The organism is Streptomyces sp. NPDC007157, assembly GCF_040634235.1.
Classification (GTDB): domain Bacteria; phylum Actinomycetota; class Actinomycetes; order Streptomycetales; family Streptomycetaceae; genus Streptomyces.
Window position 1 is genome coordinate 509775 of record NZ_JBEYFE010000003.1, and the last position, 13463, is coordinate 523237.

Consider the following 13463-nt stretch of genomic DNA (forward strand, 5'->3'; position numbering starts at 1 on the left):
CGGCAATGGATTAACGTTCAACGACAGCCCCGCCGCAGTGCTCGCCGCCTCCCGAGCCCGGTCGCAGGGTGATCCGCGTCGGGCGAGCTGAACGTGGACGGCGTCCTCGACCTGGAGGCGGCGCCGACGGACACCGACGCCCCGACGCCCCTCCGGTCCGCCGGTCCGCCGGTCCGCTCCGACAAGGTCGGCGACCGCAGTTCCTGAACCGGTGGGGGGCGGCGCGGGACGGCGCGCGACGCGATCGTCGTGCCGCTCTCGGACGGCATGGAGCACGGCGATCCCGGACCGCTCGGACAGCGGATGCGCCGGCCGCACGCCCCGGCCCACCATGTGGTGTGGGCGAACCCCCGCGAAACACGGCCCGGTGCCCGGTGACGCACCGCCGGCGGCCGGGATGGCGGCGGCACTGCCCGGCGTCGACACCTTCGTCGAGGGACACGGCCCGGCGGCGCTGGAGCGGCCGGCGGCCGTGGTGCGCGGGACGCGGGACGCGGGCGGACGCGGCTTCGCAGAAGGGAGCGGAACGTGCGTGAGATTCTGCCGACGCTGGCCGGCTGGCACGCGGCCGGGATCCCGTTCGGGCTGGCCACGGTGGTCGCGGTCAGCCGCAGCGCGCCGCGCGGGCCCGGCGCGGCCATGGCCGTCGGGCCGGGCGACGAGGTGGTCGGCAGCGTCTCCGGGGGCTGTGTGGAGGGCGCCGTGTTCGAACTGGCGCAGGAGGTGGTGGCGAGTGGCGAACCGCGGCTGGAGACCTTCGGCTACAGCGACGAGGACGCGTTCGCGGTGGGGCTGACCTGCGGCGGCGAGATCACCCTGCTGGTGCGGCCGGTGACCGCCGCGTCGGACCCGGCGTTCGGCGCGGTGGCCGCGTCGGTGGCCGCGGGTGAGCCGGTGACCGTGGGCACGGTGGTGGACGGCCCCGCACCGCGCGGTGCCACGCTCGCCGTATGGCCGGGCCGGGCGGCCGGCACGCTCGGCGCGACCGGCCTCGACGTCGCCGTCACCGCGGACGCGCGCGGTGAACTCGCGCTCGGCGCCTCGGCCCTGCGGCACTACGGCCCGCACGGGGAGCGCCGCGAGGACGCGGTGACGGTGTTCCTGGAGTCGTTCGCGCCGCCGCCGCGGCTGCTGGTCTTCGGGGCGATCGACTACGCGGCGGCGGTGGCCCGCATCGGTGACTTCCTCGGCTACCGGGTCACCGTCTGCGACGCCCGCCCGGCCTTCGCCACGCCCAAGCGTTTCCCGGCCGCCGTCGAGGTGGTCGTGGACTGGCCGCACCGCTATCTGCGCGGCACCGCGACCGACGACCGCACGGTGATCTGCGTCCTCACCCACGATCCGAAGTTCGACGTGCCGCTGCTGGAGGAGGCGTTGCGCCGACCGGCCGCCTACATCGGGGCGATGGGCAGCCGCAGGACGCACGAGGAGCGGCGCGCCCGGCTGTCCGAGGCCGGGCTCACCGGGGCCGAACTGTCCCGGCTGCGCTCACCGCTCGGCCTCGACCTCGGCGCCCGTACGCCCGAGGAGGTCGCCGTGTCCGTCGCCGCCGAGATCGTCGCCCTGCGCTGGGGCGGCAGCGGAGCGCCCCTGACGACGACCACCGGGGCCATCCACACGGCCGCCGTGCACTGACCGCCGGGAGACGTGGAATGACGGAACTCCCCCACGAGTTCACCGTCCCCGTCCCGGTCGAGGACGCCTGGCACGCGCTCCTCGACGTCGAACGGCACGCGCCGCGTACGGCCGGGGCTTGGTGGCCGGACGGGCCGCCGCGATCGCCGCGGCCGGACGGGCCGCCGCGATCGCCGTGCCCACGGTGGCGACGGCACGCCGGCGCCGGCGGCACCGCGTGGGACACCGATGCCGTGCTCCGTCCGTCGAACACTATGAACACAACGCCCGAGCCATGGTTCGGTCCCGGCCCCCTCCCTAGCATCGCCGCGGACGGCGCGAAGGAGCGCCGACGAGGACAGGGAGCCGCGCCTTGGACAGGTCGAGAACCCCCGCACGGATCCGCCGGACGAGCCGCCGGCGCACCGGACTGCTCGCCTCACTGGCGGCGGCCCTCACCGCCGCCTTCGCCGGCGCCCCTCCCGCGCAGGCGGCGACACCACCGCCCGCCGCCGTCTCGTGCCCGGCGGAACTCGACGGCAAGGCCACCTGTTACACCGGCCAGGACGCCCACGGCGCCTATTACGCCATCGCCGTCCCCGAACACTGGAACGGCTCCCTGGTCGTGCACGCCCACGGCGGCCCCGACCTCGGCACCGGCTCGGACCCGGCGCGCAGCGTCGACGACCTGGCCCGCTGGTCGGTGATGGTGAAGGAGGGGTACGCCTGGGCTGGTTCGTCGTACCGCAGGGGTGGCTACGGCACCCGGATGGCCGCCGAGGACACCGAGAACGTGCGCCGGCTGTTCGTCGAGAACTTCGGGAAGCCGCGGCGGACGTATGTGCACGGCCAGTCCTGGGGCGGGGACGTCGCCGCCAAGGTCGTCGAGGTGTACGGCAGGCGGGGCGGACCGTACGACGGGGCACTGCTCACCAGCGGTGTCCTCGGCGGCGGGTCCCGGGGCTACGACTACCGCGTCGACCTCCGCGTCGTCTACCAGTACTACTGCCACAACATGCCCCGGCCGACCGAACCCCAGTACCCGCTGTGGCAGGGGCTGCGCGCGGACTCGACGCTGACGACGGCCGGACTGCGCGCCCGGCTCCAGGAGTGCACGGGCTACGCCTCGGCCCCGCAGGAACGCACCGCCCTGCAGCAGCGCAACCTCGACGACATCCTCGCCGTCACGGGCGTTCCCGAGCGCACCCTGGAGTCGCATCTGCGGTTCGCGGTCTTCACGTTCCGGGACATCGTGCGCGACCGGCTCGGCGGCCGGAACCCGTTCTCCGACCAGGGCGTCCGGTATTCGGGGTCGCACGACGACAAGGCGCTCAACGCCGGGGTCGAGCGGTTCACCGCCGATCCGACGGCGCTCCGCGACCTGTCCTACGACAGCGATCTCACCGGCAAGGTGTCGATCCCGGTGCTCACGCTTCACGCGATCGACGATCCGACGGCGTTCGTGGAGCACGAGGCGGCCTACCGGGCCACCCTGCGCGGTGCGCACCGGGACCGTTACCTGGTGCAGACGTTCACCCACGAGTCCGAGCACAGTGCGCTCAGCGACGCGGAGTACGCCAACTCGATCGCGGCGCTGGACGGTTGGGTGCGCACGGGCCGGAAGCCGACGCCCAGGTCGATCACAGGCTCGTGCGCCGCGTTCGACCGGACCTACGCCACGGGCTGCTTCTACGACCCGGACTTCCGCCCCGCCTCCTACGCCTCCCGGGTCCGACCGCGGCCGGGCGGACTGCGCTGGCCCGCCATGACGGCGGCGCAGGAGAAGCGGTGGAGCAGGATCGACGGGGTGGGGATCGCCCCCTGACGGTCGGATCGCTCTCCGGCACCGGCGTGGTCCACGGCGTTCCGGCCGGTTCAGCCCGCGGGAACGGCATCGGGTATGCCGGAGTCGGAGATCGTCCGCGCGCCCCGTCGACGTGCCGTCAGCGCGGCGGCAGCCGGTGGAGGGTCACCTCCGTCAACGCACCGTCGGCGACCGTCGCGGTGAGGTAGGTGCAGTGCGGCTGGCGGCGGCGGTCGGTGGGCGAGCCGGGGTTGAGGAGGCGCAGGCCGGCCGGGGCAGTGGTGTCCCAGGGGATGTGGCTGTGCCCGAAGACCAGGACGTCCAGGTCCGGGAAGCGGGCGGCGCAGCGGGCCTCGCGGCCCTGGGCGGGGCCGGTCTCGTGGATCACCCCGAAGCGCAGGCCGCCCAGGTCGGCGTAGGCGACTTCGGGGAGCCGGGCGCGCAGGCCGGGGCCGTCGTTGTTGCCGTGGACCGCGATCAGCCGGCGGCTGCGGCTCTCCAGCAGGTCGAGGGTGGCCTCGTCGACCCAGTCGCCGGCGTGGAGGACGACGTCCGCGCGCGGAAGTTCGGCGAGGAGTCGGTCCGGGAGCCGCTTGGCGCGCACCGGGAGGTGCGTGTCGGAGGTGAGGAGCAGGCGCACCTGGCCAGCCTAACGACCGCACGAGATCTTCAGCCAGAACTTAACAGTTCCGACTGGACAGTTTTCGCTGACGGTCCTAGGGTGGCCCGCATGGTTCAGATCTCGGACTCCGCGACCCGCACGGCGCGCGACCTGCGCGTGGTGTTCAGCAGACTGCGCCGCCGTATCCGGGAGGTCGCCCAGGACGCGGACCTCACTCCGTCCCAGGAGTCGGCGCTCACCCTGGTCTCCAAGCACGGCGCCGCCACGGCCAGCGCGCTGGCCTCCGCGGAGGGGGTACGGCCGCAGTCGATGGCGACCACGCTGGCCGCCCTGGACCAGCAGGGGCTGATCCGCCGCAGCCCCGACCCCACAGACGGCCGCCGCCAGCTGGTCACCCTCACCGAGGCCGGGCAGGCCCGGGTCGAGGGCAACCGGCAGGTGCGCGACGAGTGGCTGGCCCGCGCCTTCCAGGAGCGCTACACCGAGGAGGAGCGCCAGACCATGCTCACCGCGTTCGAGCTGCTGGAACGGCTCTCCCGGCCGTGATACCGAGGCTCACCGGACGCGCCCCCCAGGACACCCGCCCGGCACCCGCGGGTTTCGACCGGCGGCTGATCGCGCCGATGATCCTGGGTTCCGTACTGAACCCGATCAACTCCTCGATGATCGCCGTGGCCCTGGTGCCGATCGGCATCGCCTTCGGGGCCCCGCCCGCCGAGACGGTGTGGCTGGTCTCCGCGCTCTACCTGGCGACGGCCGTGGGCCAGCCGGTGATCGGGCGGCTGGTGGACATGTACGGGCCGCGCCGGCTCTACCTCGCCGCCACGGCCCTGGTGGGCGTCGCCGGACTGATGGGCGCGCTGGCGCCCTCGCTGGGCGTGCTGATCGCCTCCCGGGTGCTGCTCGGCTTCGGCACGTCGGCGGCGTTCCCGGCGGCGATGCGGCTGACCCGGAGCGAGGCCGAACGCACCGGGCGGGACAGCCCGGCCGGGGTGCTCACCGCGCTCGCCGTGTCCGCGCAGACCGTGGCCGTGATCGGCCCGACGCTGGGCGGGCTGCTGATCGGCGCCGGCGGCTGGCACCTGGTGTTCACCGTGAACGTGCCGCTCTCGGCGGCCTGTCTGGTCCTGGGCGTGCTGTGGCTGCCGAAGGCCGAACCCGCCGAACGGCGCCAGCGCATGGACCTTCCCGGCATGGCCCTCTTCGCCGCCCTGCTGGTCTCCCTGATGCTCTTCCTGATGGACCCGCGGCCGGAGCGCTGGTACCTGCCGGCCCTGACCCTCCTCGCGGCCGCCGCCTTCGCGGCCCGGGAACTGCGCGTCCCTGACCCGTTCGTCGACCTGCGCGTCCTCGGCGGCAACGGCCCGCTCATCGCCACCTATGTACGGCAGTTCCTCGGCAACGTCACCTCCTACGCCTTCCTGTACGGCTACACGCAGTGGCTGGAGGAGGGCCGCGGGCTCAGCGCCTCCACCGCGGGGCTCGTGCTGCTGCCGCTGTCGGGCGCCGCGCTGGTCGTCGCCACGCTCACCGGCCGCCGCGAGGCGATCCGCGCCAAGCTGCTGACCGGCTCCGTGCTGCAGATCGCGGGCTGCGCGGCGCTGCTGCTGTTCGACGCCCACAGCCCGGTCTGGGTGCTGCTCGCCACCGGAATGCTGCTGGGCATACCGCAGGGCCTCCTCGGCCTCGCCGCGCAGAACGCGCTCTACCGGCAGGCCGACCCCGAGCAGATCGGCTCCGCCGCCGGGCTGCTGCGCACCTTCATGTACCTCGGCGCGCTGGGTGCCTCCGCCGCCACCGCGGCGTTCTTCCCGCACCGCGCCGACACGGGCGGGCTGCACGGCCTGGCCCTGTTCATGCTCGTCGGCTCCGCACTGCTGCTGGCGATCACCCTGCCGGACCGTTCCCTGGCCCGGCTCACCCCCCAACCCCGTCAAGCCCCCCGAAAGGCCTGATCCACCCCATGTCTTTGAGCACCCTCGACCCGCGTACCGCCCTCGTCGTCATCGACCTCCAGCAGGGCATCGTGGGCATGCCCACCCAGCCGTACTCCGGAGCCGAGGTGGTGGCCCGCAGCGTCGAGCTCGCCGACGCCTTCCGCGCCCAGAACCTGCCCGTGGTCCTGGTCCGGGTGTCCTTCGCCGCCGACGGCGCCGACGCCGTCCCGGGCCGCACCGAGCGCCAGCCCCGCGGTCTCGCCTTCCCGGAGGGCTGGGACATCGTCGTCGACGAGCTCTCCGGCCACGACGGCGACATCCACATCACCAAGCACAACTGGAGCGCCTTCCACGGCACCGGTCTGGACGTCCAGCTGCGCCGCCGGGGCGTCACCCAGATCGTCCTGACCGGCATCGCCACCAGCATCGGCGTGGAGTCCACCGCCCGTGACGCCTATGCCCACGGCTACCACGTGACGCTGGCCACGGACGCCATGGCCGACGCCGACCCGGAGGCGCACCGCGGCAGCGTGGAGCGGATCTTCCCGCGGCTCGGCGAATCCGGCAGTACGGCCGAGGTCCTGGAGCTGCTCGCCAAGACTCACGGCTGAGCAGGCAATTTGACGCACAGCTGACCCTTGACGACCCGGTCTTGACCAAGGGATGAGACACACTTGAGGGCAGGACCGGGTTAGCATTCGGCCACAAGTACGTGCTGTCCAGAAGAACGGACGGCCTATCCAGGGGGCTAGGAAACCGGATGCCGGTCAAGGTCAGTGTTGTCGTCCCTGTCTACAATCCTGGGCCTTACATCGAGGACTGCATCGCCTCGGTGCTGCGGCAGTCGCTGCCGCGCGACGAGTACGAAGTGATCTTCGTGAACGACGGCTCCAGTGACGGCACCCCGGCCCGGCTCGACGCGCTCGCCGCCGAGCACCCGCACATCCACGTCATCCACCAGGAGCCCTCCGGCTGGTCCGGCAAGCCCCGCAACGTCGGCATCGCCGCCTCCAAGGGCGAGTTCGTGATGTTCGTCGACAACGACGACTTCCTCGGCGACGAAGCCCTGGAGCGGATGTACGACTACGGCGTCGAGAACGAGGCCGACCTGATCATCGGCAAGATGGCCGGCAAGGGCCGCCCGGTGCCGGTGGAGCTGTTCCGCCACAACCGCCCGCGGGCCACCATCGAGAACGCCCCGCTGATGGACAGCCTGACCCCGCACAAGATGCTGCGCCGGTCCTTCCTGGACCGTATCGGGCTGCGTTTCCCCGAGGGCCGCCGACGCCTTGAGGACCATGTCTTCGTCGCCGAGGCGTACCTGCGCGCGTCGAACATCTCCGTGCTCGGCGACTACGTCTGCTACTACCACATCAAGCGCGACGACGCCTCCAACGCCGGCTTCCAGCGCTTCGACCCGGTCGGCTACTTCGCGAACCTCCGTGAGGCCCTCGACGTCGTCGAGCGCTACACCGAGCCCGGCGCCAGGCGCGACCGGATGTTCCGTCGCTGGCTGCGCAACGAGATGGGCGAGCGGCTGCGCGGCCAGCGGTTCCTCAAGCTGCCGGACGACTACCGCAGGGAGCTCTTCGACGAGATCCACAAGGTGATCGCCGAACGCATGGGCCCCTCCGTCTTCGCCCTGCTGGAGCCGGCCCACCGGGTGGTCACCGAGCTGGCCGGCGCCGGCCGCTACGAGGACGTGCTGGCCGTCGCCGAGTGGGAGGCGTCCTTCACCCCCTCGGCGACGCTGGAGAGCGTCGCCTGGGACGGCGGCGCCCTGAAGATCGGCTTCAGCGCCGAGTACAGCGCCGACGGCGCGCCCAGGACCTACCCGGCCGACACCACCGCCGTCCCGCTCGACGGCCCCCCGGAGACCGCCGCCGACGCCATCGCATGGCTGGAGCGTGGCGTCACCGCCCGCTTCGGCAAGGCCAAGGCCGACCTGATGATGCGCGAGCGCGAGACCTCCGCACAGTTCTTCCAGCCGATCGAGATCACCCGCGAGACCGTCCCCGTCGAGGGCGAACCCGGCCGCGTCCGCCTGGTCGTGAAGGCCACCGCCACCGTGGACCCGGCCACCGCCGCCGGCGGCGTCCCGCTGCCGTCCGGGCTGTGGGACGCGGTCGCCCGGCTGACCATCGGCGGCTGGACCCGGGAGTGCCGCCTGTTCCCGGTGTCCGCGGAGCCCCTCCCCGCGATGCCGGTCCCGGGTGTCGTCGGGGGCCACCGGGTGCTGCCGTACTGGACGGTGAAGGACACCTTCGCCCTGGACGTCGACCTCGCCGGCAAGCGGCTCGGCTTCGGCGCGCTCACGCCTGCGGACTTCACGGTCGCCGGTGACCGGCTGCGCGCGGTGCTGCCGTGCCACGTCGCCGGTGACGTCAAGGCGTCGGTGCGGCTGACCGGCCCCAACCGCGCCACGGAGGTGCTGGAGGTGCCGGCCCTGCTGACGCCCGCCGGGGACGGCTCAGCGGTGCTGGACGCTCCGCTGCCGGTGCGCTCGCTGCACAAGGGCGCCTGGCGGCTCGCCCTGTGCCTGGTCGCGGACGCCACCGAGCCGCGTTTCTTCGCGCCGCCGCTCGTCGTCCGCAGCTCCGCCAAGGGCCTGAAGGTGGTCAGGAGGGCCCCGAACAAGCCCCCGTTCGCCGCGCCCGGGACCGTTTACACGCCGGAGCCGAGCACCGGCCGTCAGCTGGCCCGCAGGCTTCCGATGCCGGTGCGCCGGGCACTGAGCAGGGCCCTGGGCCGGGGGCCGAGGCCCGCACGACAGGAAGGCAAGTAGGAACAGTGCGACCGCTGAGCATCGAAGGCGCCTGGGTCCAGGAACCCAAGGTCTTCCCCGACGACCGGGGCAGCTTCCACGAGTGGTTCAGGGCCGGGGAGTTCCGCGAGGCCCTCGGCTACGACCTCGACCTCGCGCAGGCCAACTGCTCGGTCTCCCGGCGGGGCGTGCTGCGTGGCATCCACTTCGCCGACGTGCCGCCGAGTCAGTCCAAGTACGTCAAGTGCGTGCGCGGGGCCGTGCTGGACGTGATCGTGGACATCCGGGTGGGCTCCCCCACCTTCGGCCGCTGGGAGGCGGTCCGGCTGGACGAGGACAACCGGCACGCCGTGTTCCTGGCGGAGGGCCTCGGCCATGCGTTCATGGCGCTGACCGACGACGCGACCGTGGTGTACCTGTGCTCGGCCGGGTACGCGCCGGGCCGTGAGCACGGCATCGACCCGCTCGACCCCGCGCTGGGCATCGAGTGGCCCGAGGGCCTGGAGCCGGTGCTGTCGGAGAAGGACGCCGAGGCACCCACCCTGGCCGAGGCGGAAGCGTCGGGGCTGCTGCCCACCTACGCGGACTGCCTGGCGTACTACGAGCAGTTGCGGGCCTGAACACGCCCCGAGGGGGGCCGAGCCGTGGCTCGGCCCCCCTCGGGTGAGCGGTGTCAGGACTTGGCGTAGCGCTGCTTCAGCGCGCTCCGCTTGTTGCTGCCCTCGGCATTCCTGCCTTTTTCGATGATCACCAGGTTGTGGTAGAAGTGCACGCCGACGATATTGAGGTCCGTGTACGTCGGCTGGTAGTTCTCGGTCACGAATTCTTCGTAATTCAGGCCGTCGGTCAGCCGCTTCAGCATCCCCATACTGGTGTGCGCGGCGTCGAGATCCTCGCTGCCCTGCCATTCGGGCCAGTACGACGACTGGGTGTCCTCGACGATGTAGATGCCACCGTCCTTGAGCCGGGGGAAGAGGGTGGCGAACGTCGTGAGCACATGCGGACTACGGTGACTGCCGTCGTCGATGATGACGTCCAGCTCACCGATCTTGTCGACGACGGCGTTCAGCGACGACGGATCGGACTGGTCTCCGATGAACGTCGTGATGCGGTCCTCGTCGACAAATGACTTGTCCTGGATGTCCATTCCGAAAATCCGCGCCTTCGGGAAGAACTGCTTCCACATGCGCAGCGAGGCACCGCCCTGACCTGCCCTGTTGTAGCCGCCGATGCCGATTTCCAGCAGGTTGAACGAGTCGTTCTTCAGGTGCCCGAGATGGCGCTGGTAGTGCTGGGTGTAGCGGTGTATTCCCCACTTGTCCGTCTTGAAGTGCTGGGCGAGTTTGTTGAGATCACCGGAGATCGCGTCCAACCCCGTCGGCTTGGCCGGTTTGGCCGGCTGGGCGGACAAGCGCCGCTTCAGTCGTCGCAGGACCCGCACATTCTTCTCACCCAGTACGGACTTCACGGTCGCTCGCATCGACATCGCGGGGCAAATCCTTTCCCTACCCGACCCATAAGACATTCAAAGCATCATCGTAGTGAACCGGTGCCATCCACAAGGGGCTAACGCGACGGCCTGCGAAAAAGGCCCGGCGGGCTCCGGCACTTCCGCACACCGCAGGGCGGCCGACCAGCTCGGTGAGCCCTCGGCCGCTCTGCGGCGGGCAGGTGCGAAGTGCCTTATGCGGACATCTCCTTGCGGATGTGCGGCAGCCCCTCCGCCAGGGCCTGACGCCAGTCCCGCGGTGGCTCCAGACCGACCTCGGCCCACCGGTCGTGGCCGAGGACGCTGTACGCGGGGCGGGGGGCCGGCCGGACGAACGCCGCACTCGTGGTGGGGCGTACCCGCTCCGGGTCGGCGCCGAGCAGACGGAACACCTCCCGGGCCAGCTCGTACCAGGTGGCCGCGCCCGAGCTGGTGCCGTGGAAGACGCCGTGCGCGCGGTCGTCCCGCCCGAGACGGGGGCCGAGATCGGCGATCCGGGCGGCCAGGTCGGCGCTCCAGGTGGGCTGGCCGCGCTGGTCGTCGACGACGTCGAGGGTGTCCCGGCGGGACTCCAGCTCGATCATCGTGCGCACGAAATTCTTACCATGCGTGCCGTACAGCCAGGCCGTGCGGACCACCGCGCTCGCGCCCGGGAGTTCTTCCAGGACGGCCCGCTCGCCCGCGAGCTTGGTGCGGCCGTAGGCGGTGCGCGGGTCGGTGGGGTGGTCCTCGGGGTACGGGGTGGTGCGGGCGTCGCCGTCGAAGACGTAGTCCGTGGAGACCTGGACGAGGCGGGCGCCGTGCCGGGCGGCGGCGCGGGCCAGCAGGCGCGGGCCCTCGCCGTTGATCAGCAGGGCCCGCTCCTCGTCGGTCTCGGCGTCGTCGACGGCCGTGTACGCGGCGCAGTTCACCACCAGGTCGGGCCGGTGCCCGGCGAGTGCCGACGCCACCGAGTCGGCGCTGGTGACGTCGAGGTCGGTGTGGCCGAGGGCCGCCACCTCCGCACCCCGGCGGGTGAGTTCCTCGACCATGTCGTGGCCGAGCATTCCGCCCGCGCCGGCGACGAGCCACTTCATCAGTGCTTCTCCTGCTCCTTGCGGGATTCGAGAGCGGCGCGCTCCTTCAGCGGCTCCCACCAGTCCCGGTTGTCGCGGTACCAGGCGACGGTGTCGGCGAGGCCGGAGGTGAAGTCGTGCTTGGGGGTGTAGCCCAGCTCGTCGTGGATCTTGCTCCAGTCGACGGAGTAGCGCTGGTCGTGGCCCTTGCGGTCGGCGACGCGGTCGACGCGGTCCCAGCCGGCGCCACAGGCCTCCAGGAGCAGCCCGGTGAGCTCCTTGTTGCTGAGCTCGGTGCCGCCGCCGATGTTGTAGACCTCGCCGGCCCGGCCGCCGGTGCGGACCAGGTCGATGCCCTGGCAGTGGTCCTCGACGTGCAGCCAGTCGCGGACGTTGCTGCCGTCGCCGTAGAGCGGCACGTTCTTGCCGTCGAGGAGGTTGCTCACGAAGAGCGGGATGACCTTCTCGGGGAACTGGTGCGGCCCGTAGTTGTTGGAGCAGCGGGTGACGCGGACGTCCAGGCCGTGGGTGCGGTGGAAGGCCAGCGCGAGCAGGTCGGAGGAGGCCTTGGAGGCGGAGTACGGCGAGTTCGGCTGGAGCGGGTGGGTCTCGGGCCAGGAGCCGGTCTCGATGGAGCCGTAGACCTCGTCGGTGGAGACGTGCACGAACGGGCCGACGCCGTGCCGCAGGGCCGCGTCGAGGAGGGTCTGGGTGCCGACCACGTTGGTGCGGACGAACGCGCCGGCGCCGTCGATGGAGCGGTCCACGTGCGACTCGGCGGCGAAGTGCACCACCTGGTCGGCCTCGGCCATGAGCCGGTCGACCAGTTCGGCGTCGCAGATGTCGCCCTGCACGAAGGTCAGGCGGGGATGTGACTCGGGCAGGTTGGTCAGGGTGCCCGCGTAGGTGAGCTTGTCCAGCACGGTGATGTGCGGCGCGTCGGGGGCGCCGTCGGCGAGCAGGCCGCGGACGTACGTGGAGCCGATGAACCCGGCCGCGCCGGTGACGAGGAGATTCATGAACGGATCTGCACCTTGCTGTGGTCTCCGAGGACGAGGCGGTGGGCGCTGGGGGTGCCGGTTGCCGGGGTGACCTCGACATGCCGGCCGATCAGCGAGGACTCGATCCTGCCCACCCCGTCGATGGAGGAGTCCCGCAGCACTATGGAGAACTCCAGCTCACTCTCGGTGATCCGGCAGTTCTCGGCGACCGACGTGAAGGGGCCCACGTACGAGTCGCCGACGACGGTCCCGGCGCCGATCACGGCCGGGCCGACGATCCGCGAGTTGGTGACCCGGGCGCCCGCCTCGACGACCACCCGGCCGACGATCTGGCTGGCCTCGTCGACCTCGCCGTCGATACGCGGCTCCATGGCCTCCAGGACGGTCCGGTTGACCTCCAGCATGTCGACGACGTTGCCGGTGTCCTTCCAGTAGCCCTTGATCACCGTGGAGCGCACGTCGGCGCGCTGGTCGATGAGGTGCTGGATGGCGTGGGTGATCTCCAGCTCGCCGCGCCAGGACGGCTTGATGGCGCGCACGGCGTCGTGGATGGCCGGCGTGAACAGGTAGACGCCGACCAGGGCGAGGTCGCTCTTGGGCTCCTGCGGCTTCTCCTCCAGGCCGACCACCTGGCCGTCGGCGTCGAGTTCGGCGACGCCGAAGGCCCGCGGGTTGGGCACATGCGTGAGGAGGATCTGCGCGTCGGGACGGGTCTCGCGGAACTCGTCGACCAGTCCGCGGATGCCGCCGACGATGAAGTTGTCGCCGAGGTACATGACGAAGTCGTCGTCACCGAGGAAGTCCCGCGCGATCAGCACCGCGTGGGCCAGACCCAGCGGACGTTCCTGGGGGATGTAGGTGACGTCCAGGCCGAACTTCGAACCGTCGCCGACCGCTTCCTCGATCTCGGCGGCGGTGTCGCCGACGATCATCCCCACCTCGGTGACTCCCGCGGCGGCGAGGGATTCCAGCCCGTAGAACAGCACGGGTTTGTTCGCCACCGGTACAAGCTGTTTCGCCGATGTGTGGGTGATCGGCCGCAACCGGGTTCCGGCACCGCCGGATAGCACCAAAGCCTTCATTCGCAACAGCTTATAGGTGAACATCCGATTGAGACGTTCTTCTGTTTTCCCGACTGGTTACGACAGTAAGGCTTTGGTATGGATGTCACGTGATT

Annotated in this window: 13 protein-coding genes; 8 read left to right on the forward strand and 5 right to left on the reverse strand. The window is 71.5% G+C overall.

Going from position 1 to position 13463, the window contains the following annotated elements:
* Positions 1 to 267: 267 nt before the first annotated feature.
* From ABZ642_RS07790 to ABZ642_RS07800, 3 genes are all read left to right on the forward strand, one after another.
* Positions 268 to 378, forward strand: a complete 111-nt coding sequence (locus ABZ642_RS07790; protein WP_360478931.1) for a hypothetical protein — start codon at positions 268 to 270, stop codon at positions 376 to 378.
* A 150-nt stretch (positions 379 to 528) separates the two neighbouring features.
* Positions 529 to 1635 carry an XdhC/CoxI family protein gene (locus ABZ642_RS07795; RefSeq protein WP_360478781.1) on the forward strand — a complete coding sequence of 369 codons (1107 nt, stop codon included), beginning with the start codon at positions 529 to 531 and terminating at the stop codon, positions 1633 to 1635.
* A gap of 352 nt (positions 1636 to 1987) precedes the next feature.
* A complete protein-coding gene (locus ABZ642_RS07800; protein WP_360478784.1) occupies positions 1988 to 3439 on the forward strand; it encodes a hypothetical protein in 1452 nt (483 codons plus the stop codon).
* Positions 3440 to 3557: 118 nt separating this feature from the next.
* On the opposite strand, the gene ABZ642_RS07805 is transcribed toward ABZ642_RS07800, so the two are convergent.
* Complete coding sequence (locus ABZ642_RS07805) at positions 3558 to 4058, reverse strand: metallophosphoesterase (protein ID WP_360478787.1); 501 nt, start codon at positions 4056 to 4058, stop codon at positions 3558 to 3560.
* Positions 4059 to 4148: 90 nt separating this feature from the next.
* Here ABZ642_RS07805 and ABZ642_RS07810 point away from each other — a divergent pair, with 90 nt between their 5' ends.
* The 5 genes from ABZ642_RS07810 (at position 4149) to rfbC (ending at position 9361) form a co-directional block, all read left to right on the forward strand.
* The gene (locus tag ABZ642_RS07810; protein WP_360478790.1) at positions 4149 to 4586 is read left to right on the forward strand and encodes a MarR family transcriptional regulator; all 438 of its coding nucleotides are present in this window, start codon (positions 4149 to 4151) and stop codon (positions 4584 to 4586) included.
* Positions 4583 to 5995: an MFS transporter gene (locus ABZ642_RS07815; RefSeq protein ID WP_360478793.1), complete on the forward strand. Its 1413-nt coding sequence runs from the start codon at positions 4583 to 4585 to the stop codon at positions 5993 to 5995. The genes ABZ642_RS07810 and ABZ642_RS07815 overlap by 4 nt, the downstream gene beginning before the upstream one ends.
* Before the next feature lie 8 nt (positions 5996 to 6003).
* On the forward strand, positions 6004 to 6588 hold the full coding sequence (locus ABZ642_RS07820; protein WP_360478796.1) for a hydrolase: 585 nt from the start codon (positions 6004 to 6006) through the stop codon (positions 6586 to 6588).
* 149 nt (positions 6589 to 6737) lie between these two features.
* Positions 6738 to 8762 (forward strand): glycosyltransferase family A protein, encoded by a 2025-nt coding sequence (locus ABZ642_RS07825; RefSeq protein WP_360478799.1) that lies wholly within the window; start codon positions 6738 to 6740, stop codon positions 8760 to 8762.
* A 5-nt stretch (positions 8763 to 8767) separates the two neighbouring features.
* Positions 8768 to 9361: a dTDP-4-dehydrorhamnose 3,5-epimerase gene (gene rfbC / locus ABZ642_RS07830; protein WP_360478802.1), complete on the forward strand. Its 594-nt coding sequence runs from the start codon at positions 8768 to 8770 to the stop codon at positions 9359 to 9361.
* Positions 9362 to 9414: 53 nt separating this feature from the next.
* Here rfbC and ABZ642_RS07835 read toward each other — a convergent pair whose 3' ends face one another.
* The 4 genes from ABZ642_RS07835 to ABZ642_RS07850 form a co-directional block, all read right to left on the reverse strand.
* Positions 9415 to 10227, reverse strand: a complete 813-nt coding sequence (locus ABZ642_RS07835) for a class I SAM-dependent methyltransferase (protein ID WP_360478804.1) — start codon at positions 10225 to 10227, stop codon at positions 9415 to 9417.
* Between the two features lie 197 nt (positions 10228 to 10424).
* Entirely contained in the window at positions 10425 to 11306 is an 882-nt protein-coding gene (rfbD, locus tag ABZ642_RS07840; protein WP_360478807.1) for a dTDP-4-dehydrorhamnose reductase, read from the reverse strand.
* The gene (rfbB, locus tag ABZ642_RS07845; RefSeq protein ID WP_360478810.1) at positions 11306 to 12304 is read right to left on the reverse strand and encodes a dTDP-glucose 4,6-dehydratase; all 999 of its coding nucleotides are present in this window, start codon (positions 12302 to 12304) and stop codon (positions 11306 to 11308) included. Before rfbB ends, rfbD begins: the two co-directional genes overlap by 1 nt.
* Positions 12301 to 13368, reverse strand: coding sequence for a glucose-1-phosphate thymidylyltransferase (locus ABZ642_RS07850; RefSeq protein ID WP_360478812.1), 1068 nt, complete (start codon positions 13366 to 13368; stop codon positions 12301 to 12303). The genes rfbB and ABZ642_RS07850 overlap by 4 nt, the downstream gene beginning before the upstream one ends.
* Between the last annotated feature and the right edge of the window lie 95 nt (positions 13369 to 13463).